This is a genomic window from Amycolatopsis taiwanensis DSM 45107, from assembly GCF_000519205.1.
Lineage (GTDB): Bacteria > Actinomycetota > Actinomycetes > Mycobacteriales > Pseudonocardiaceae > Amycolatopsis_E > Amycolatopsis_E taiwanensis.
Genome location: NZ_KI912598.1, coordinates 341,688 through 362,438, shown reverse-complemented (window position 1 = coordinate 362,438; position 20,751 = coordinate 341,688). Strand labels below are relative to the sequence as shown.

Sequence of the window (20,751 nt, the reverse complement as noted above, 5' to 3'; positions counted from 1 at the left end):
GAAAGCTTGGACGCCACCAAAAGTGGGCCACCTGCAAATACGCCGTGAAGCCGATCGGGAGCCGCTCCGCACCGCCCCGGAGACCGTCACGAAGCACAGCCATGCGCGCCTACGTGAGTTGCGCGCGCCCCTGTCCTGTGGGGGCTCCGCCCCACGCCCGGACTGGGGCAAGCCCCCGAGACTCCTTGATCGTGTCGATGGGGCGTTGCACAAGGAATCGAGTCAGGTCCGCGACGAGGACATCCCGCCGCGCCGATAGCGGGGTCTGAGGGCCGGTCGGGGGCGTGAAGGCGGAGCCCGCAAGACACGGGACAGGGACAGCGCTCGGTGGTTTCGCGATTGCCGAGGGTTGAGGCTGGAGGCGCCATGTTGATCCGCCCCGCGGCTCGCTACGGCGTGTCCGTTCCGGCGCACAGCCGGCGGAGCCGGTGGCTCCCAGCCGGGTCAGGCGCCGTTTCGATGGCGGCCGTTGGGTGGCGTTTCCCCGTTGTGGTGGCTATGCCCGTTGACTGTACGGGCCTCACTGTCGCTCTGGCCGCCGAACCGTTTGACCAAAGCGGCCGCGCTGGCCGTACCGGCCTGATGCTCGGCCAATGCCCGGGCGAGCAGATCGGCGAGCCCCGCGTCGGGCGGCAGGTCGTCATCGAGCGGCGGGGCGCCGGAACGGTCGGCGGGGAACGGGTCGCCGAGCCCGGCGTGCTCGATGACCGGCGCATTGGTGAAGGGAGTTTCCGATGTCGAAGGCGGCTTGTCGTCCGCTGCCTTGTCGTCCGCCGGCAGCTCGTCGAACGGGGCGAGGGACGGGGGCAGCTTCAACCGCGGCAGCCAGTTCGGGTTCACCACCGGCATGCTGACCTTCGTCTCCGCTTCCGCTTCCGCTGGTGCCGGCTCCGGCACGGCAGCGGCCGGGGCTTGCTGCTCAGGCGCGGGCGGCTCGACAGCCAGCTCCCGGCGTTCCTCCGCCGGGGCGGAGTTGCCAGTTGCGGATGCCTCGGGCGAAGCGGAATCCGCGCTCGCGCGGGGCTCCTCCGCTGGTGCTTCGGCGGATTTCGTGGGGGCATCGGATGTCGACGACGGGGGGTCATCCGGCTCGGCGCGGCGACGACCGCCTCCGCCCGCACTGATGCCCAACCTGTCCAGCACCGACCGGGCCGCCACCGAGCCGTGCTCGGAGTCGTGGCGCGTGGTCGGTTTCGCTGCGGACTCCTCGCGGGCCCGCCTCGGCGCAGGGGTTTCGGCGGCATCCCCCGGAGTCTCGGCTTGTGGTCGGATCAGAGCCTCGAAGCCGAGAGGCACGCGCGGTTGGTCGGCCGGCGCAGGCACCGGCGGTTCAACGGCTGGGCGCTTCACCGGTTTGAGTGGGGCCACGGTCTTGCGCTGCTCGTGGTCGGCCTCCGGCCGCAGCGCGACCACCGGAGCCACCTTGAACCTCGCCACCGATGGCGTCGACGGCTCGGCTTCGCCCACCGTCCGCTCCACCGGGCGCTGGTGCGCAGACGGCCGCCGCTCCGCAGAAGGCTCGGCCGCGCGCTCCTCGGCGGGCCACCTGGTCGCCACCTGTGCGGTCTCGCGCTGCGCGACCGCCGGCTTTTCGACCGCTCGTTCTCCCTTCGCCGGTTCCGTGGCGACGCGCTGGCGGACGGCCGGCGGCGCTGCCGCGGCCGGCGACTCGACCGTTCTGGAGGGAGCCGACTGCTCAGGCTCTCGCTGCTCGGCCACCGCTTCGGGCGGCGCGGGGCGGGCAGCGCCGGCCGCGGACGGAGCGCAACCGAGCACGTCATCCAGGTCGACCGCGGCATGATCGCCGTTACCGAACTCCCCGGACAGCAGGCTCACCGCCTGCCTACGGGCACGGGCGTGAAGGTGCTCCTCGGCCCGCGCCTGATGCAGGCATTCGATCGCCTCGGCCGACCGGCCGAGGCGCTCCTCGACGTGCGCGAGCTCCGACCAGAGTTGGGCGGTGATCGCGTGCAGTTCGTGACGTTCCGTGCTCCGGACGCCTTCCCGGAGCACCGCGGCAGCGGCCTCCGCCGCGCCCGAGGGGAGCAGGATGCGGGTGGCGACGGCCAGCCGGAGCCAGCCCGCGGGCGCGACCGAGGCCGCGCGTACCGCCTCGTCCAGCACCGGTTGTGCGATCTCCAGCGCGTTGCGGGTGTCGCCACGGTCGAGCAGCGAGCACACCAGCTGGAGCACCAGCCGTACCCGAGCCACGCCCCCGTCCGCCTGCGGATCTTCAAGTTGTTCCAGGAAACCCAGCCCGGTGCGAGCCGCGTCGGCGGCACCCATCACGTCGCCATGCCGACGTCGATGTGCCGACACCGCGACGCGCACCAGCGCACGGGCTAGCAACTTGCCGTCGTCATCGAGTCCGTCGTCCGCACTGCACAAGCGGTCCGCTTCGGTCAGCATCCGGTCCAGGTCCGGCTTCCGGCCGAACTGGAACAGGCAGCCGACCAGATGGCAGAGCACCGCGGCCCTGGCTGCGCCGGAACAGCCCGGCACGTCCAGCGCCTGCCGCAGCGCGGCAAGGCCGGTCAGGGGAACCCCCACGCTGCGTGCGCATATGGCCAGGTCCGTCCGCAGCCCCGCGGCGAGCACATCGTCGCCAAGGTCCTCCGCGGCCCGCAGCGCGGCCACCGCGCGGGCCACGGTCATGGCACGGAGCCCGGTGCGGACCCGGGCCGTCACCACCAGGCTCTCCGCCCGCACCCACAGCTCGGCCGCCCCGGCGTCCTCGGCCAGCGCAGACGCACGCTCGCCGAGGACCAAGGCGAGCTCCGGCGCACGCAGGTCGACAGCCGCGGCCTCGGCAAGCATCCGATCAAGGGCATGCGGTTCGCCCGCGGACCACCGGCCGGCACGGCGCGCGAGTGGCTGCGGTCGGGTGTGCTTGGTGGCTACCACTCCGGACTCCGGTTCAGGTCGGCTCGGTCGACTCCCACTGCGGTCGGGCGAGGTTAGTCGCGGGTCAACTTCCGGTGAGTCACCCGGTGTGGCCGGGCCGCCTCCGCTCCCAAACGTTCGATCTTGTTCTTCTCGTAGCCTTCGAAGTTGCCCTCGAACCAGAACCACTTCGCCGGGTTCTCGTCGGTGCCCTCCCAGGCGAGGATGTGGGTGGCCACCCGGTCCAGGAACCACCGGTCGTGCGAGATGACCACCGCGCAGCCCGGGAACTGCTCCAGTGCGTTCTCCAGCGAGCCCAGAGTCTCCACGTCCAGGTCGTTGGTCGGCTCGTCCAGCAGGATCAGGTTTCCGCCCTGTTTCAGGGTCAGGGCCAGGTTGAGCCGGTTCCGCTCGCCACCGGAGAGCACCCCGGCCGGCTTCTGCTGGTCCGGCCCCTTGAAGCCGAACGCACTGACGTAGGCCCTCGACGGCATCTCCGTCTGCCCGACGTGGATGTAGTCGAGTTTGTCCGACACGACCTCCCACACCGTGCGGTCCGGATCGATACCCGCCCGGTTCTGGTCCACATAGGACAGCTTGACCGTGTCGCCGACCTTGACCTCGCCGGAATCGGGCGTCTCCAGGCCGACGATCGTCTTGAAAAGGGTCGTCTTGCCGACGCCGTTGGGACCGATCACGCCGACGATGCCGTTGCGCGGCAGGGTGAACGACAGGTCGTCGATCAGCAACCGGTCGTCGAACCCCTTGCGCAGATGCTCGACCTCGACCACCACGTTGCCCAACCGGGGCCCCGGCGGGATCTGGATCTCCTCGAAGTCGAGCTTGCGGGTCTTCTCGGCCTCCGCCGCCATCTCCTCGTAGCGGTCGAGCCGGGCACGGGACTTCGTCTGACGGGCCTTGGCACCCGCCCGCACCCACTCGAGTTCGGTCTTCAGCCGCTTAGCGAGCTTCGCGTCCTTCTTGCCCTGCACCTCCAACCGTTCCTGCTTCTTCTCCAGGTAGGTCGAGTAGTTGCCCTCGTATCCGACAACCCGCCCACGGTCCAGCTCCATGATCCACTGGGCGACGTTGTCGAGGAAGTACCGGTCGTGAGTCACCGCGAGGACCGCGCCCGGGTAGCTCGCCAGGAACTGCTCCAGCCACAACACACTCTCGGCGTCAAGGTGGTTGGTGGGCTCGTCCAGCAGCAGCAGGTCGGGCTTGGACAGCAGGAGCTTGCACAACGCCACGCGGCGCCGCTCGCCACCGGACAGATGCGTGACCGGCTCGTCGGGCGGCGGGCAGCGCAGCGCGTCCATCGCCTGCTCCAGCTGCGAGTCCAGCTCCCAGGCGTCGGCGTGATCGAGTTCCTCCTGGAGACGGCCCATCTCGTCCATCAGCTCATCGCTGTAGTCGGTGGCCATCTGCTCAGCGATCTCGTTGAAGCGGTCGAGCTTCACCTTGATGTCGCCGAGGCCCTCCTCGACGTTGCCGCGCACCGTCTTGTCCTCGTTGAGCGGCGGCTCCTGTTGCAGGATGCCCACCGAGGCCCCGGGCTGGAGGAAAGCCTCCCCGTTGCTCGGCTGGTCGAGCCCGGCCATGATCTTGAGCACGGTGGACTTGCCGGCCCCGTTCGGGCCCACGACGCCGATCTTGGCGCCGGGGTAGAACGCGGTGCTGACATCGTCGAGGATGACCTTGTCCCCGACGGTCTTTCGCACCTTTTTCATGGTGTAGATGAACTCGGCCATGGCGTCGATCGTAGAGCCGCCCCTAGTCCGCCCGAACGGCGGTCAGGCCCTCGGTGGCGATTTCCGTCACCACCCCGACCGCCGTCCGGGAAACGATCCCTCCCTCGTTCGCAGCTCCGCTGGTCAGCGCCGGGCAGCACCCAGCCGAACGAACAGTGGGTGACGCCGGCGTCAAGCTGCCTGTACCCGCTCACCCGCCTGGGCGTGCGGCTTGGCCCCCGCGGGGACCGGAGGATGCCAGGTCGTCTCCGTGGCCGGACTCCGACCGGGTTCGGCCCGCTCCCGCTCGACGGTCGCTTTGCACAGCATGAGATTGGGACCGACAGCCCATGCCTCGATCTCGGGCACGCTCCGGGCCTGGCCGTCGGAGGTCTCGAAGTCACTGACGAACAGCCGGCCCGCGACGATCACCGGATCGCCCCGGCGCAGCACGTCGTGCACGGTCGCCGCCAGCTTGCGCCAGCACTTGACCCGGATGGAAAAGACCCGGTGGTCATACCACCCGGACTTCTCCTTGTCGTACTTGCGCTCACTGGCGCGCAGCAAGAAGGTGGCGAGTTCGTGCTCGTTCTCGCCAACCCTTTTCAACGCCACCTCACTGACCACCGTGCCCACCACGGTCACCGGGGTCTCCCCTACCGTCATCGCCTTCCCCTTTCCGGTTTTCCTGGCTTCGATCCGTAGGGACCAGCCTGCCCGGGCTGCGGGGAGTGGGGAACGGTGTCGCGGCGACGCTGTGGATAACCAGGGCAGTGTGCACAAGTCGCGACCGGAAAACGGCATGGCGCGAAAACTGTCGGTATGGCGTGCTACCGGCCGCCAGCGCAAGGGGCCTGAGCCAGCACCGTCATCGGGTGACCTGACGCTGGTATGCGGCGACGCCCCCCTCCGTACCGCACGCCCCGCCCCGTCGCTTCGACTCGGCAGCGGCCTTGCGCCGGCGCCTGGCCACCAGCAGGGTGACCTTGGCGATGGTCCGCAGCACCAGGGAAGTGAGCCCCACCCACGGCACCAGGAGAACCACGATCGAGATCACCGCCACCGCGGCGATCCCCACGTCACCCTCGGCGATGCCGATGCCGCAGACCTGCCAGTAGTGCGCGATGTTGATCGAGGCCGTGTGCAGGTAGCTCGGCAGGAACAGGATCAGGTTGACCAGTGCGGCGATCAGGGCGGGCACCACCAGGGCGACCCACGCCGTGATGATCCTCCTGGTCCGCGGCCGGAGGGTGGCGATCGGCCGGGCCGGCTCCCGCCGCAGGATGGCCCGCCGCAGGATGTGCGGGATCTGCTCGAACAGGTTGGGCACGCCGACCAGGTCGCCGAGGATGTAGTAGCCGTCCAGGCGGACCAGCGGGATCAACTGCTGGAGTATCTGCAGGTGGATCAGCACGATGATGGCCGGGAGCGGGGCGAACCCGGTGAGCAGGTAGATCGCGCCGATGACCACCGCGAACACCGCGTTGAAGTAGATACCGCCGAGGTCCGTGCGCAGCCGCCCACGCCGGTCGAGCCGGTAGGCGTCGTTGACGTTGGTGTAGAAGGCCGGGACCATGATCAGGACACCGACCCCGATCGCGCCCGGCTGGCCGCCCCCGTAATGGCAGCCGGCGGCGTGACCGCACTCGTGGAACAGCGTGTTCGCCAGCATCACCCCGAACACCGCCAGCATCAGCAGGGGCGAACCGATCGACGCGTGGATGGAGGCGTTGGCATGTCCGGTCGCCAGCAGCCAGACGTCCAGGACGCCCAGTGCCAGCAGCACCGTGACGATCACCGGAGCCACGAACAGCGGGTAGAAGACCGCGGCGAGGCGGCGGACCACCTTGGCGGGCAACAGGACCCCACGCAGGGACAGCCCGAGCAACGGGTTGGCCCGGGGGCGTTCTTCTTGCTCCTCCTCGCCGAATCCGGCCAGGCCGAGCGGCTTGAGCTTGTGCTCGATGAGATAGTGGACCGCCTCCGGGGACAACACCGCACCGTAGGTCTGGCCGGCGTTCTCGGCGATCTGAGCCAGCGTCCGGCCGTCGCCCACCCCGGCCAGGACCGCGTTCAGCATCCGGGACACCAGCACCATCTGCCCGTCTCCCCGGGAGACGAGGTAACGGGGCTCGTCGTAACCGCCGCCCTCGTACTCGCCGAGCAGGGAGAGCCCCTCGGCCCGGACGGGGCGAAGGTCTGGGTCCACCGCCGCGAGCGGGCCCGGGTCCGCGGCCGCCGGGGGCGAGGTGGGCGCGTTGTGCGGGATCTGTCGAGTCATCGAGGTTCCTCCTCACGCGGCCGAGGACGGCCTGCGCGTCGATCCGCCGGTTGCGGGCTGGTTTGGTGCCGGTGCGATCACGGCTTCGCAAGGGGGCCACGGTTTCCACCGTGGATGGCGCCGGTGATCTGTCGATGGGTTGCGTCAACCGAGTTTCGTCGTAGCGGTGACGACGGTCAGGCATCGTCGAAGTGGGCGGGTAGGAGCCGGTTTCTCGCTCGGGTAGGAACCGACGACCTACCCGCCCGCCGGATCAGTTGACGCTGGTGATCACCACGGCGATCTGTTGCGCGCCGGCGTCGGCCCCACCGAACTCCGAACTCGATTCGGCGATGTCCGGGATGTACTTCCACTCCGTGGTGGAACCCGGCCGGGCCTCATCGGCCGACAGCAGCTCAGCGGCCCGCAGAGGCAGCCTCGGAGGGTCGGTCATTCCTTGGTCCTTTCAGCGGATCATCGCTCCCGAGCCAGAACTGTTCGCCATACGCGGAAACAGTAAGGCACATGTTACGTCACCAAGTCGTCATCAGCTTCCCGAAGTCTGTTCACTTTCGTGTTTTTGGAAACCCGCCACCTCACGGCGCGTATTCGAAAACGGAGAACAAACGCGACTGACGCGGCTCGCCCTGCCCGGGTAGAATGAACCCAGGCAGGGCGAATTGGTCTACTCTCCGTGTGTCCCTAGTGGACTCCGACCATCTGGCTGGCGATCGCGCTCGTCACCTTGTCGGTAATGCCGGCGATAGCAAGAGCGAGGTTGAGGTCTATTACAGTGTTGATGTTGATGGTGACATCGCCCACAAGCGTCTCCCGGACAGGCAGCAATTCGGCCTCTTCGCGATTGAGCTGGGCCAGCGACGGGCGGTATTCCTTCACAAAAATTCTCCTTGGTTTCGTTTCGAGGTCATTGAGCCGCCGGCTTCGTCACCTGTAACGGATCCACCGGGGACTCGCGATCTGTTTGTCGATCAGCTTGTCAGTGCGTGCTCACCACAATGTCCTGATGGACATGGCCGAATGAACCGGCATCCGCGACGGCAACGAAGCATCGATCATTGTCGGTTCTCCTCGGCCATGAACGACGTTAACCCCATGCGCATTCGGCAGGCGCTCCACCTGTCACCTCACCATCTCGACAGGGGCACCGCACCGCCAGTGATCCGAACAACAGCCGTGGCATCGCTACCTGATGACCGGCAACGGACGCGGGCCGCCGTGGAGGAAGCTGCCGTGGTATGCGGGGAAGTGGTTCAACGCCTGCCCGACGCCCAGGGCACCGCCGAAGAGGCCGGCCAACCCGTCCATCGGGCCGACCTGCAGGGCCTCGCGAGCGGGCAACAGGTCGGCGTCCTGCCCGGAAAACTCGAGCACCGACACAGGCATTTCGTCTCCTTTCGTTTTCTTTCCCGGTGCGCGGCAACCGACCGCACGACAAAAGTAAGGTGCGGCGCCGTCACCAAAACGTCACAACCGGGAATTATGGAGACGATGGGAACCTACGCTGGCTCAATCTAGTGAATCCCGCAGCCAGCGGTTCCGCACAGCGCGAGTATTCGCGTCCGTCGAGAGGTGTACCGATGTCGCCGATCGAACCGAACACACACCAGGTGAACGATGTCGGCGGGGGTGGAGCGGGGGGCCCGGACGCGAGGTCGAACGGCGTCCTGGTCATCAGGTTCTGGCGTGAACACCCGGGGCCCGGTGGCTTTCGTGCGCGGGTCAGCAGAACCGCTGACATCTCGCACAGACCACGGAACAGCAGTCTCGTGTCGTCCATTGACGAGGTCCGCCACCTCGTCGAGGCGTGGCTTCAGGAGTGTGCAAGTCAATGAACGTCACCATACGCGGGAAGCCCGTTGGAGAATCGGGTTCTAGCCGAAAGGATGAAGTCGCCGCAGGGCGGCGACCGGGCCGTCTCGAACGTTTGATGCGTGCCGACCGGGGAGGTAGCGTGATACCGGGTATTACTTCGCCGGGAGCTTCCCTCGATGTAGCAAGGAATTTCGACGGCGAGCAGCGTCCTGGACCTCGACCGTCAACCCCGTCACGGAACAGTGCCAGACCGGTGGTGCGAGGGCAGTATGCGCCAGTTGTTCTTGCCTTGACCGCAAAGGGTGGTGGCGGTCGGGGCGATCCACGCAGGGCCACCCGGCGACCGTGCGGCGCCGGTGTCCTCAGTGGACTCCGCTCGATCCTTTGCGAAGTGGACACGGCGGCCTGTCACCATACGTCATGGAAGGAAGACAATGACACGGATTCCGAGTCAGCGGACCGGATGGCCGAGATCCGACGGGGCGGGCGACGGGTTCCAGCTCACCCTTCTTGGGGGATTTTCGTTGCGACGGGGTGGCTCCCTGATACGGCTGGCCCCGAGCGGGCAGCGTCTGCTTGCGTTCCTCGCGCTGCATCGGCGCCATCCGCGTGGCTACGTGGCGAGCATGCTGTGGCCGGAGCAGTCTCAGGAACACGCGCTCGCCAGCCTGCGGACCACGCTGTGGCGCGTGCGTTCGCGAGCCCCGGAAGCACTCTCGCCGACTCGGCACGACGTGGCGCTCCACCCGGATGTCACGGTGGACATCCAGCAGATGGCCGACATCGCCCAGTACTTCCTCGAAGGTGCCGGCCCGAAACCGCCGATCGACGCGCACACCGTGCTGGACGTGCTCGCCTCGCCCGGCGAGTTGCTGCCCGGCTGGTACGACGACTGGGTGCTGATGGAACGAGAACGAGTGCGGCTGCAGCATGTGCGGGCACTGGAAGCACTCGCCGAGCAGTTACTCAACCATCAGCGGCCCAGCGACGCCCTGCGTGCCGCGCTCACCGCCACCACCCTTGAGCCCTTCCGTGACAGCGCGCACGCGGTGGTGGTGCGTGCGTACCTGAGTGAAGGTAACACCGCCGAGGCGATCCGGCACTTCCGGCACTACCGGTCGCAGCTGCTGGAAGAACTCGGTGTGGAGCCGTCACCGGCGTTGCAGGAGCTGATCCACCCACATCTGTCGGGAATCGTCAGCTGACTGAAGCGCGGTTCCGGTTCACCCGGTCCGGGTGAACCGGAAAACCGCGCTCAGCGCTCGGCGCCGGGTGAACCGCCGCTGCCTTCCGCGACCGGCCGCCCTTCCGCGAGCTGGCGGAGCATGGCGTTGTAGGCGGCGAGCTCGGCGTCTCCGCTGGCTTCCGCACGGCGGTCGTTACGGCGCGCCTCGCGATCGTCGGCCCGCGCCCACTGCACGAGCAGGGCGATCAACACGAGCAGCACCGGAAGCTCGCCGGATGCCCAGGCGATGCCACCGCCCAGCCGCTGGTCGGCGAGCAGATCGGTGATCCAGGGCAGGCGCAGAGCCTGGAAGAACGCCTGCCCGATGACCGTCTGCTTCGACATCAGGATCACGCCGAAGAACGCGTGGAACGGCATGGCCGCGAACATCAGCCCGAGCCGGCCCAGGTGCGGCAGCCGCCGCGGCGACGGGTCGATGCCGATCACCGGCCAATAGAACACGTAACCGGCCAGCAGGAAGTGGGCGTTCATCAGCAGGTGCGCCCAGTGATAGTTGAGCGCGGCGTCGAACAGTCCCGAGAAGTACAGGACGTAGAAGGATCCGACGAACAGCGCCAGCGCCACGATCGGGTGGGTGAGCGCCTTCGACAGCGGGGAATGCACGAACGCGAGCAGCCATTCCCGCGGTCCCGGCGGCGCATCCTTGCCGGCCACGGGGAGCGCGCGCAGGGCGAGGGTCACCGGCCCGCCGAGCACGAGCAGGACCGGGGCGACCATGGACAGCAACATGTGCCCGCCCATGTGCACGCTGAACATCGCGGGGGAATACCGGCCGATTCCCGACGAGGTGGCCAGCAACACCACGAGGCACCCGGCCAGCCAGGCGAACGTCCGTCCGGCCGGCCAGCGGTCCCCGCGACGGCGTAGCCGGAGCACGCCCGCCAGGTACAGCGCGGCCAGCACGATCGCCGCGGTGCCGTAAACCAGGTCGAACCGCCAGTCGAAGAGCAGGCGCAGCACGGTTGGCGGGCCGGCCAGGTCGTAGCCGATGAGCAACTCGGTGTTGCTGGGCTGGATGAGGCTCTGCGGTGGCGGTGGAGTGCGGCTCAGAGCCGTTGCGATGCCGATGGTCACGAACATGATCAGCACCTCGACCGCGCCCAGCCGGAGCAGTTGTCCACCACCCGGCCCGTCGGTCAAGGCCCGGACACCGCGGCTGCGCTGCTGATGACCGAACACGCCGAGCATCAGCAGGGCCACGATCTTGGCCAGCACGAGCAGGCCGTAGTCGGTGGTCAGCAGGTCGCCGGGGGAAATCCGGACCAGCGCGTTGATCACACCCGAGGCGGCCATCACGAGCCAGCACGCCAGCGCGAGCTTGGAGAACCTGGTGGCGGCGAGGGCGAAGTGGTCACCGCGGCGCCAGCCGTGCGCGAGCAGGGCCAGCAGGCCTCCGACCCACAGCGCGGCCGCGACCAGATGGTAGAGCAGGCTGTTGGTCGCCAGGTCGTGGGCGCCGCCGCTGGCCGAGTGACCGGTCACGGCCACCGGAACCAGTCCCGCGACCGCGACGAAGAACAGCACCGCCGTCCAGCCCCAGGACAGCACCAGCCGGCAGCCCACGGCGACCAGCAGCGCGAGGGCCGCGGTGAACAGCCATGCCTTCGGCTGTTCGATGGCGTCGACCAGCGTGAGCAGGGTCTGGCCGGAGAACATTTCGGTCACCGGCTTGCCCGCGCCGTCCGCGGCGGTGAACAGCACCGAGGCGAGCGCCGCGACGAACCACACCCAGGCGGCGATCCCCGCGGTGCGCACGGCCGCGTATCCGTCCCGGGCCAGGGTCCCCGACCCCTGCGGAGGCACGAGAAACGCCGCCAGCAGCAGCGATCCGATACACACCACCGACGAGGCGTCGGCGACGACGCGGACCACGCCGATGCCGTAGCGTGTGATCGCTCCCGGATCGGGCAGCCCGACGATGACGTAGGTGGCGGCGCCCGAGAGCGTGAGCAGCGCGACCGCGACGACCGCGCCCAGGAGCACACTCACCGCGAGCAGCGGCCACACGCTCATCGTTTTGCGCTGGCTAGAAGCTTGTGAGGCCACGTTACGAGAGTAGGCCCCCGTGCGGAGGGAGTGTCTGGGCGGTGACCTCGCGGTGACGCGCGCGGCGCGCGCCTACGGCGGCGGCGGCGATCGACATGGCGAGTATCGCGACCACAACGAACGAAATCGTCAACGAGGTGAACTGGGCGATGCCCCCGATCAACGGTGGGCCACCGACGAACCCCGTGTAAGCGATGGTGGTGACGAAGGCGATCTCCCGCTCTCCCCCGCTGTCGTCGTCGCGCTTGCCGGCCTCCCCGGCGAGCCCCAGTGCCAGGGGGAAGGACGCGGCCAGCCCGGCGCCCGCGAGCGCGAAGCCGGCGTAGGCGAGTGCGGTCACCGGGACGACGGCCGCCACGGCGAGGCCGGCTCCGGCCAACAGCGCACCTACGACCAGGGTCCGGGTGGGGCCGACCCTGCGCTGCACCCACGCCCCGCCGAGCCGGGTGAGCGCCATGGCCAGGGAGAACCCGGAGAACGCCAGCGCCGCCGCACCCTGCCCGGCCCCGTGCACGTGGACCAGCAGCAGCGCCGACCAGTCCGAGCTGGCCCCTTCGGCGACCGCCGACAGCAGCGCGACCGCGGCGAGCAGCCACAGCACCGGGCGCCGGCCGGGCGCGACCCTCGGCGAGCTCGCGGCTTCCTTGTCCCGTGGCACGGCACCCGGCAGCCCGCGCAGCACCACCAGGAGGGCCAGCGCGATGACCACGGCCGCCGCGGTCAGGTGCCGCGCGAGCGAGAGATGGTGCGCGGCGGCGAGACCCGCGGCCGCGGACGCGGCCAGTCCGCCGAAGCTGAAACCGGCGTGAAAGACCGGCATCATGGGACGGCCGGTCCGGCGCTCCACCCCGACCCCGGCGACGTTCATCGACACGTCCAGTGCGCCGCTGGCGGCCCCGACACCGACCATCGTGACGACGAACCAGGCGACCGAGGTGAGCGACCCGATCACGGGCAGGAGCACGCAGGCGAGCATGACGGAGCCGAAGATCACCGAGCGCGCACCGAACCGTTCGACGAGCCGGCCGGAGACCGCGGCCGTGAGGAGCATGCTGACCGTCATCGCCAGCAGCGCCAGTCCGATCGGCCCAGGACCGACGTGTAACCGATCGCTGAGCGCCGGCACGCGGGGCGCCCATGATCCATACGCCGCACCGTTGAGCCCGAACACCACGAACACCGCGACCCGATTGTCGAGCACGTGCCGCCCCCTTCCGCCGGTACCCCACAATCGGTACCACACAATGCCTCGAACGCTTCAGAAAGTTCGTCGGCGGCACTCCGCTCGCGCAGTGGGTGGAGCGTCCGCACGGTGTGGCAGGACCTGATGCGACCTGGTTCGCCAGGGCACGAGGCTGGTGAACCGGCGCTGCATTCGCTCGCCGGCAGGCGAGCACACCAGAACCGGCCATTGTGGACATCGAGTTCGTCGTCCGCGGCTCGACCGGCCCGGCCCGGCCCAATAGCAGACTCCTCCCGTGCAGGCGAGCCGTTTGGCTGATCTGTGGACAACCCACACCCGGTCGGGCGATCGGCGGCGAGTTGTCCACAGAAGACGAAACCCGGGCTGACAAACCTGGTGCCGGTCGGCATTCTGAACTCGTGCGACAGACGAAACAGGTTCGCCAGATCGCACCGATATTTCTTCAGGGGAGGACAAACCATGCTTTCCACATTGCGCGCCTATCTTCCGAGACTGCTGATTCTCGCCGCGCTCGGAATGCTCGGCGGGGCCGGGATCGCGCACGCGGACACGGCACCGCCGCCGGCCGAGCGTCCCGAGTTCGCCTGCGATCCCGGCGAGTTCTGCACCTGGACGGGCGAGTTCTACCGCGGGACCATGCACCGCCTCGACCTCCGGACGACCAATCCACAGGAATGCATTGCACTACCCGATGACGCGGTCGCGAAATCTTTTGCAAACAGGCTGGAACGGGACGTCACGGTTTACCAGGACGTCGAATGCGGCACAGAAGGCGATTTCATCACCTACCCGGGGCACGACACTTTCGCACCGCACGCACCGTTGCTGGTACGCGCGGTCAAGATCTGGGACTGACCGGCCACCCCACGCACGTGACGCCGGCCATCTCTCCTGGGGAGGAGGGCCGCGCGTCCGGGGCCGAACCGGACGGCCCTGCCCGCGGGCGCGCCACCGCCCCGATTCCTGGCGCGCCCGCGGGTCCCGCGACGGCACGCGGTCGTGAACCCGAGTGGTATCGACATCTCGAGCCGTGGTTGTTACTGTGATCGCCGTGACTGCCGGGTCGGCGAAAAGCCATGAGCGGATGAGGTTCCCGGCCGCGCCGTGACCATCCGGCGGGCCAGGGGCCCGCCCACCTTCCTCGCATTCCCATTTCCTTGACGGCAACCGTGCCCATTGCGGCATTCAAGGTGACATGGAATCGCGAGAGGAGGTGAAAGCATGTCCCAGCCAAAGGTCTCGCTGTCCGAGTGGACGGAGTTCCTGGCCGAACACGCAGGAGGCGGCACTCTCAGCGCGACGGTGACGAAGGTGCTGCCCTTCGGTGCCCTGCTCGAGGTCGCCCCGGGAATCCACGGGCTGCTCCCGCGCTCGGCCTGGTCCGCCGAGCCGGAATCCGGCTCGGCCATCTCGGTCCGCATTGCGAACCTCGATGTCGAAAACCGGCGGATGAGTTTCGTGCCCGCCTGATGTGACCGGCGGGTGTGCGGGGCAGGTTGGCGCTGCCCCGCACACCCACAGCGTAGGTCACGCTGTTTCTTCGCGAGTTTGCGCGCGACCGCGGTCGTGTCGACGGGTTGCTCCCGAGGGCATCGGGTCGCTTCCTCGCGGACGGCACCCCGCCTCCATAAGGGGGCCTGGGGCCTTGCCGCCAAGCCCCCTTATGGAAGCGGAACCCCCACAAGACTCGGGGCAGAGGCGCGCGCGTGGTGGTCACCGTGATTGCCGCGGGTTGACCACAACGGGTGTCATTCCTGCTCGGCCGCCTCGGCCGCGTGGGGTTTGAGCACGTCGGCGACGAGACTGGTGATGTTGTCCGGCCCACCCCCCGCGTTGGCCAGTTCGACGAGCCGCCGCACCGCGTCGTCCGGGTCAGGGTTGGCGATCAACGCCTCCTGGAGCCCGCTCGGGGTGACGACGTCCGACAGGCCGTCGGAACAGATCAGGTAGCGGTCGCCGACGTGGGCCTCGACGAAGAACAGGTCCGGGTCGGCGTCGCCACCGCTTTGCAGGGCCCGGGTCAGCACCGAGCGACTCGGGTGGGTGGCGGCGACCTCGGGCGTGATCCGGCCCTGGTCGACGAGCTCCTGGACCACGGTGTGGTCGCGGGTGATCTGCTCGAGTTGGCCATCACGAAGGAGGTACGCGCGTGAGTCGCCGACATGCGCGACGGCGAACCGGCTCCCGTCCCAGTGCAGAACGGTCAGGGTGGTCCCCATCCCGCGTAGCGCGTGATCATCCTCCGCGAGGTCGGTCAGCCGGCGCACCGCCTCTCGCACCGCGCCGAACAGCTCCTCCAGCGGGTCGGCCTCTTCGGTGAGGCGCGAGTCGAGGTCGGAGATCGCGGCGACGGCGGCCGAGCTGGCGATTTCACCGGCGACATGCCCGCCCATCCCGTCGGCGACGGCGAGCAGACGCGGACTGGCGTAAACCGAGTCCTCGTTCGACTCCCGCCGCTGCCCGACGTCGGAAGCCACGGCATACCGGAGCGTCAGTTCCATAGGAGAAGTAAAGCAGTGGGCGGCGGGTCGCGGCACGGCATCACCCCAGGACGTCCGCCCGGGCCGTCTGATCTCGGCGTTCGCCGAGCGAACGGGCGGTCCTCGACGAGGCATCGACCGTCTGCCGTGGAGCGTCGCGGTGCATACGGGCTACACCGACCGGGTGATTGACGGCGCGCCAGGAGACGCCGCCGGGACGTGCGGCCGGCGGGCGCCCGTCGTCTACTTCGGACCCGTTTCGGGCCCGTCATCGGCGCTGCTCAACCCTGCCGGGCAGGTCCATCGCTCCGAGGCCGCGACGGTTACCCTGCTCAGGTGCTGGTGCTGCTGCCTCCCTCGGAAACCAAGGAACCCGGCGGGGACGGCCCGGCCCTGGATCTCTACCAGTTGTCCTTCCCGGAACTCACGCCGGTGCGACGCAAGCTGGCCTACGCACTTGTGGACCTGGCCGCCGACGTCCCAGAGAGTCTCCGAGTGCTCGGCCTGTCGCCGCGGCAGGAAGACGAGGTAAAGCGCAACGCGGCGCTGCTGACGGCAGGCACGCTTCCGGCATTGGACCGCTACACCGGTGTGCTGTACGACGCCCTCGGCGTCGCCACCTTCACCAGGAGCCAGCGGGCGAAGGCCGGGCACCGGCTGGCGATCGCATCCGCGCTGTTCGGCGTTCTGCGCGGCGGCGACCGAATCCCCGCCTACCGGCTCTCCGGTGCCAACTCCGTGCCCGAGCTGGGGACGTTGCGCGCGCTGTGGCGCCCAGTCCTCGAGCCCGTGCTCGCCGGGTTGGACGAGCTGGTCGTCGACCTGCGGTCGGGCGCCTACGCGGCGCTGGCCGGAATCCCGGACGCGATAACCGTGCGCGTGGTCACCGACACCGGGAAGACGGTCAGTCACCACAACAAGGCGTACAAGGGCAAGCTCGCCGCGGCGCTGGCCACGGCGGCCCGTGAACCATCCACTGTGGAAGGACTGACCAGGGTCGCGGCCCGCGCCGGCATCCGCCTGTCACGCACCGGCGACCGGGAACTGGAGCTGATCACCCCGAGCTGAACCGGCCCGGCCGTAGCGACGACACGTCCATCGCCGGGGCCTCGCCCAGCGCGATCGACGCGAGCAGCGCACCGGCGAACGGTGCGACGGTCAGCCCGGTGGGCCCGAATCCGGTGGCCATCAGCACGTCCGGGTGGCCGTCGAGCGGGCCGAGGAGCGGCAATCCGTCCGGCGACGCGGGCCGGAAGCCGATCCGGGTTTCCAGCAACGTCGCGTCGGCGAGCCCCGGCGCTACGCCAAGCGCGTGGGTCAGCACCTCGTGCTGGCCGGCGGCGGTCACCCGGTAGTCGAAGCCGGATCCGGTTTCCCGGGTCGCGCCGGCCACCACCCGCGAACCGGGGAAGGCGAGCAGGTAATGGCTCGACTGTGGCAACACGACGGGCCAGGCGCTCGTGTCGACGCCGGGCAGCTCGAAGTGGCTGATCTGGCCCCGCTGCGGCTCCACCGCCAGGTGCACACCCAGCGGCGCGACGACCTCCCGGCTCCACGCCCCCGCCGCCACCACGACCTTGTCCGCATCGCGCCGCTCGCCCGCGACGAGAACTCCACGTCCCGTCAACTCCGCGTGCCCCTCGATCGTCTCGGCACCCCGCCTCGCCGCGGCGGTCAGCAGCGCCCGGCGCAGCCGCCGCCCGTCGACCCGGCCACCGCCGGACACGTGCACCGCGGCGAGTTCGGGGGCCAGCACCGGAAAGAGCTCTCGGGCCTGCGCCGCGTCCAGTCGGCTGACCTGCCCGGCCGCGGGCGCTTCCGCCGCGCGCTCCACGACCAGTTGGTAGGTGGCTTCGAGCTCGGTTTCATCCGCCCCGACGACGAGGGCGCCGACCGTCTCGAACGAGGACTCCCGCACGCCGTCCTCGGCGAGTTGGGCCAACAACGCAGGGTAATAGGACGCGGCCATCGACGCCGCACGGATTTCGGCGTCGCCGCGTCGCGAGGTCCAGGGACAGACGATTCCCGCGCCCGCCTCGGTCGCGGCGCCTAACCGTGCCGTGTCGACGACGGCGACTTCGACGCCCCGGCGTGCGAGGTGGTAGGCGGTGCTTGCTCCGGCGATTCCCGATCCGATCACGATCACCCGCATGCCGCGAGTCTGCCCGTTACGCGCGGCGGCCGCTAATTCGGTTGCGCACTCGACGGCCGTCCCGGCAAGATCGGGTTCTTAGCGGAAGGAAGGAGGTGCACCAGTGTCGACAGATGTCCTCGGGCTGCCCTTCGTCGCCCATCCGCCCGCCCCAGCCGGCTGACGCGCTGCTCGCACCCGGTGGGGCACTCATTCAGGAGAACCACCAGTGCGTGACATCCCCATGCGCCGCTCACGATCCTTCGAGTCCGAACGCCAGCCCACTCGCCGTGGTCGCCTCACCGAGGCCGAACGCGCCCGGCTCGCCCGTTTCCGGGAGGACGATTACGCCGACCCCGACATTCCGGGCGGCGCCGATCGCTTCACCACCTGGGGCGACGGCGAACGCGGGCCACGCCCGTATCCGGATTGGCTGGTCACCGAACTGGCCGCGGTCGACACCGAACTCGGCGTGCTCAAGACCGGCAAGGAAGCCGACGTTCACCTGCTGCGACGCGGGCTGCCGGACGGCTCGCGCGAGTGCCTGCTCGCCGCGAAACGCTATCGATCCGACGAGCACAAGCAGTTCCGCCGCGACGGCGCGTATCTCGAAGGCCGGCGCATGCGCCGGTCCCGGGAGAACCGCGCGATCGCCGGCCGCACCTCCTTCGGCCGCAACCTCATCGCCGAGCAGTGGGCCGTCGCCGAGTTCGCCACGCTGAGTCGTTTGTGGACGGTCGGCGCCGCCGTCCCGTATCCGGTGCAGCGCAACGGCACCGAGGTGCTCCTGGAGTTCGTCGGCGGCGACGACGGTGGGGCGGCGCCACGGCTTGCGCAGCTACGACCCGGCCAGGAGGAACTGCGTGAACTGTGGCTCCAGGCATTGGCCGCACTGGAGGTGCTGGCCGCCGAGGGGGTCGCGCACGGCGACCTGTCCGCCTACAACATCCTCGTTCACGAAGGCAGGCTGGTACTGATCGATCTGCCTCAGGTCGTGGACCTGGTGGCCAACCCGGGCGGTCCGGAGTTCCTGGCCAGGGACGTGAGCAACCTGGCGGGCTGGTTCGCCGCACGGGGGCTGGACGTCGACGAGGCCGAGGTGACCGAGAACCTGTGGAAACGGGTCGCTCGCGCCTGACCTCCCGGGTGGTGCGCACGGCCTCGGACGGTCTCGGCTACACTGATCACCGACCGCACAGGCGGCGCGGACGGCAAGGGTTGTTCGTCGCGGCCGCGCCCCGCGGTAATCGATCCCAACAGCGGCGCAGAATGCGTCGGGTTCGTCCCTGTGAGAATGCCCACGGACAACACTTTCGCCTGCCTGTGCGCCGGCAAACCGGGCCTCCTTGTGACGTGCCACGTCCGAGAGGCATTGAGTGAGTATCACCTCCCAGTCCGACAAGTCCGCACGTCCCGCCCGCAAGCCGCGGCACACGGCGAAGGCCCGCATCGAGCGCGTCCAGTCGACAGCGCCGTCCCCGGTGCGGTCCTTCGCCGATTTCGGCCTGCCCGAGCCGCTGTCGCGCGCGCTGCGTGACAGCGGCATCGACATGCCGTTCCCCATCCAGTCGGCCACGCTGCCGGACGCACTCGCCGGCCGCGACATCCTGGGCCGTGCCCAGACCGGATCCGGCAAGACGCTCGCCTTCGGGCTGCCGTTGCTGGCCCGCCTCGGCGGCGGGAAAGCCAGGCCGAAGCGCCCGCGTGCGCTGGTTCTCGTGCCCACACGGGAGCTGGCCATGCAGGTTGCGGACTCGCTGACCCCGCTGGCCAAGGCCATGGGCCTGTGGTGCCGCACCGCCGTCGGCGGGCTGGCCTTCATGCGTCAGGCCGACGCCCTCAACCGGGGGGTCGACCTGCTCATCGCCACCCCCGGGCGCCTCTCCGACCACGTCCGGCAGGGCACCTGCGTGCTCTCCGACGTGAATTTCGTCGCACTCGACGAGGCGGACCAGATGGCGGACATGGGCTTCCTGCCGCAGGTTCGCGAGATCCTCGACCTCACCCCGCCGCGCGGCCAGCGCCTGCTGTTCTCGGCGACTCTCGACGGCGACGTCGAGAAGCTCGTCAAGGCGTACCTCACCGACCCGGTCGAGCATTCCGTCGCCCCGGTGACGGCGAGCGTGGAGACCATGGACCACTACGTGTTCCAGGTGTCCCATCAGGAGAAGCAGACCGTCGTGACCGAGATCGGCGCGCGCGATGGCCGCACGATCATGTTCGTGCGCACCAAGCATCACGTCGACCGGCTGGCCGAGCGCCTGCGTGCCAGCGGCGTGGCGGCCGGGGCCTTGCACGGTGGCAAGACCCAGGGTCAGCGCAACCGGGTGCTCGCCGACTTCCGTGAAGGCCACACTCCGGTGCTGGTCGCCACCGACGTCGCCGCGCGCGGCATCCACGTCGACGACGTCAGCCTGGTGCTGCACGTCGACCCGGCCGCCGATCACAAGGACTACCTGCACCGCGCGGGACGCACCGCGCGTGCCGGCGCGTCGGGCGTCGTGGTCACCCTGGTCACGCACGACCAGCGGCGTATCGTGCGCCGGATGACCGAGCGGGCCGGGGTTCGTGCCGAAAGCACCGTGGTGCGCCCGGGCGATGTCGAACTGACCCGGATCACCGGTGCTCGGGAGCCGAGCGGTGAGCCGGTGGCCGAGCGGCGGCGTGAGCCGCAGCCTCGGCGGGGTGCACGCGGTGGTGAGCGGCACGGCTCGTTCCGGGACAAGGAGCGGCACGGTTCGCGCTCGCGCGGGTTCACCGGCCACCGCCAGAGCCGTGACGGCTCCCGTCCGAACCGCTTCGGCCGCGGCCCCGCCCGGAAGCAGGGTAAATAGGCTCAGCGTCGAAGGGAAAGCGTTGTCTTGACAACGCTGTGTTGTCTGGGGGTTCGTCCCCCAGACAACACCTGCGGGCAAGCTCCCTGGCACCTCTCCCCTCC

Annotated in this window: 17 protein-coding genes; 6 read left to right on the top strand and 11 right to left on the bottom strand. The window is 69.3% G+C overall.

Features of this window, described 5'->3' with window-relative positions; translation table 11 throughout:
* Positions 1-444 precede the first annotated feature (444 nt).
* The 7 genes from A3CU_RS0136515 to A3CU_RS0136485 form a co-directional block, all read right to left on the bottom strand.
* The gene (locus A3CU_RS0136515) at positions 445-2,904 is read right to left on the bottom strand and encodes a hypothetical protein (protein ID WP_027946396.1); all 2,460 of its coding nucleotides are present in this window, start codon (positions 2,902-2,904) and stop codon (positions 445-447) included.
* 53 nt (positions 2,905-2,957) lie between these two features.
* Positions 2,958-4,634: an energy-dependent translational throttle protein EttA gene (ettA, locus tag A3CU_RS0136510; protein WP_027946395.1), complete on the bottom strand. Its 1,677-nt coding sequence runs from the start codon at positions 4,632-4,634 to the stop codon at positions 2,958-2,960.
* Positions 4,635-4,805: 171 nt separating this feature from the next.
* Positions 4,806-5,279 (bottom strand): single-stranded DNA-binding protein, encoded by a 474-nt coding sequence (locus A3CU_RS48495; protein ID WP_052372781.1) that lies wholly within the window; start codon positions 5,277-5,279, stop codon positions 4,806-4,808.
* A gap of 202 nt (positions 5,280-5,481) precedes the next feature.
* A complete protein-coding gene (locus A3CU_RS48490) occupies positions 5,482-6,894 on the bottom strand; it encodes a hypothetical protein (protein WP_052372776.1) in 1,413 nt (470 codons plus the stop codon).
* Positions 6,895-7,147: 253 nt separating this feature from the next.
* Complete coding sequence (locus tag A3CU_RS0136495; protein WP_027946394.1) at positions 7,148-7,327, bottom strand: hypothetical protein; 180 nt, start codon at positions 7,325-7,327, stop codon at positions 7,148-7,150.
* A 248-nt stretch (positions 7,328-7,575) separates the two neighbouring features.
* Positions 7,576-7,770, bottom strand: coding sequence for a hypothetical protein (locus tag A3CU_RS0136490; protein WP_027946393.1), 195 nt, complete (start codon positions 7,768-7,770; stop codon positions 7,576-7,578).
* Between the two features lie 306 nt (positions 7,771-8,076).
* Complete coding sequence (locus A3CU_RS0136485) at positions 8,077-8,277, bottom strand: hypothetical protein (protein ID WP_027946392.1); 201 nt, start codon at positions 8,275-8,277, stop codon at positions 8,077-8,079.
* An 863-nt stretch (positions 8,278-9,140) separates the two neighbouring features.
* Here A3CU_RS0136485 and A3CU_RS48485 point away from each other — a divergent pair.
* A complete protein-coding gene (locus A3CU_RS48485; RefSeq protein ID WP_052372774.1) occupies positions 9,141-9,911 on the top strand; it encodes an AfsR/SARP family transcriptional regulator in 771 nt (256 codons plus the stop codon).
* Between the two features lie 50 nt (positions 9,912-9,961).
* On the opposite strand, the gene A3CU_RS48480 is transcribed toward A3CU_RS48485, so the two are convergent.
* Both A3CU_RS48480 and A3CU_RS0136470 read right to left on the bottom strand, forming a co-directional pair.
* The gene (locus A3CU_RS48480) at positions 9,962-11,965 is read right to left on the bottom strand and encodes a bifunctional copper resistance protein CopD/cytochrome c oxidase assembly protein (protein ID WP_052372772.1); all 2,004 of its coding nucleotides are present in this window, start codon (positions 11,963-11,965) and stop codon (positions 9,962-9,964) included.
* Between the two features lie 34 nt (positions 11,966-11,999).
* Positions 12,000-13,199: an MFS transporter gene (locus A3CU_RS0136470; RefSeq protein WP_043843732.1), complete on the bottom strand. Its 1,200-nt coding sequence runs from the start codon at positions 13,197-13,199 to the stop codon at positions 12,000-12,002.
* Between the two features lie 462 nt (positions 13,200-13,661).
* On the opposite strand from A3CU_RS0136470, the gene A3CU_RS0136465 reads away from it, so the two are divergent.
* Both A3CU_RS0136465 and A3CU_RS0136460 read left to right on the top strand, forming a co-directional pair.
* Positions 13,662-14,057, top strand: a complete 396-nt coding sequence (locus tag A3CU_RS0136465) for a peptidase inhibitor family I36 protein (RefSeq protein ID WP_027946390.1) — start codon at positions 13,662-13,664, stop codon at positions 14,055-14,057.
* Between the two features lie 366 nt (positions 14,058-14,423).
* Positions 14,424-14,672: a S1 RNA-binding domain-containing protein gene (locus tag A3CU_RS0136460; RefSeq protein WP_027946389.1), complete on the top strand. Its 249-nt coding sequence runs from the start codon at positions 14,424-14,426 to the stop codon at positions 14,670-14,672.
* A gap of 278 nt (positions 14,673-14,950) precedes the next feature.
* Here A3CU_RS0136460 and A3CU_RS48475 read toward each other — a convergent pair whose 3' ends face one another.
* On the bottom strand, positions 14,951-15,703 hold the full coding sequence (locus tag A3CU_RS48475; RefSeq protein ID WP_043843730.1) for a PP2C family protein-serine/threonine phosphatase: 753 nt from the start codon (positions 15,701-15,703) through the stop codon (positions 14,951-14,953).
* 315 nt (positions 15,704-16,018) lie between these two features.
* Here A3CU_RS48475 and yaaA point away from each other — a divergent pair, with 315 nt between their 5' ends.
* Positions 16,019-16,750, top strand: coding sequence for a peroxide stress protein YaaA (gene yaaA, locus A3CU_RS0136450; RefSeq protein ID WP_027946388.1), 732 nt, complete (start codon positions 16,019-16,021; stop codon positions 16,748-16,750).
* Here yaaA and A3CU_RS0136445 read toward each other — a convergent pair.
* On the bottom strand, positions 16,737-17,834 hold the full coding sequence (locus tag A3CU_RS0136445; protein WP_027946387.1) for an NAD(P)/FAD-dependent oxidoreductase: 1,098 nt from the start codon (positions 17,832-17,834) through the stop codon (positions 16,737-16,739). The two genes, yaaA and A3CU_RS0136445, sit on opposite strands and share 14 nt — an antisense overlap.
* A 223-nt stretch (positions 17,835-18,057) precedes the next feature.
* On the opposite strand from A3CU_RS0136445, the gene A3CU_RS0136440 reads away from it, so the two are divergent.
* Positions 18,058-18,951: a serine protein kinase RIO gene (locus tag A3CU_RS0136440; protein WP_052372758.1), complete on the top strand. Its 894-nt coding sequence runs from the start codon at positions 18,058-18,060 to the stop codon at positions 18,949-18,951.
* A 238-nt stretch (positions 18,952-19,189) separates the two neighbouring features.
* Entirely contained in the window at positions 19,190-20,647 is a 1,458-nt protein-coding gene (locus A3CU_RS0136435) for a DEAD/DEAH box helicase (protein ID WP_027946385.1), read from the top strand.
* Positions 20,648-20,751 lie beyond the last annotated feature (104 nt).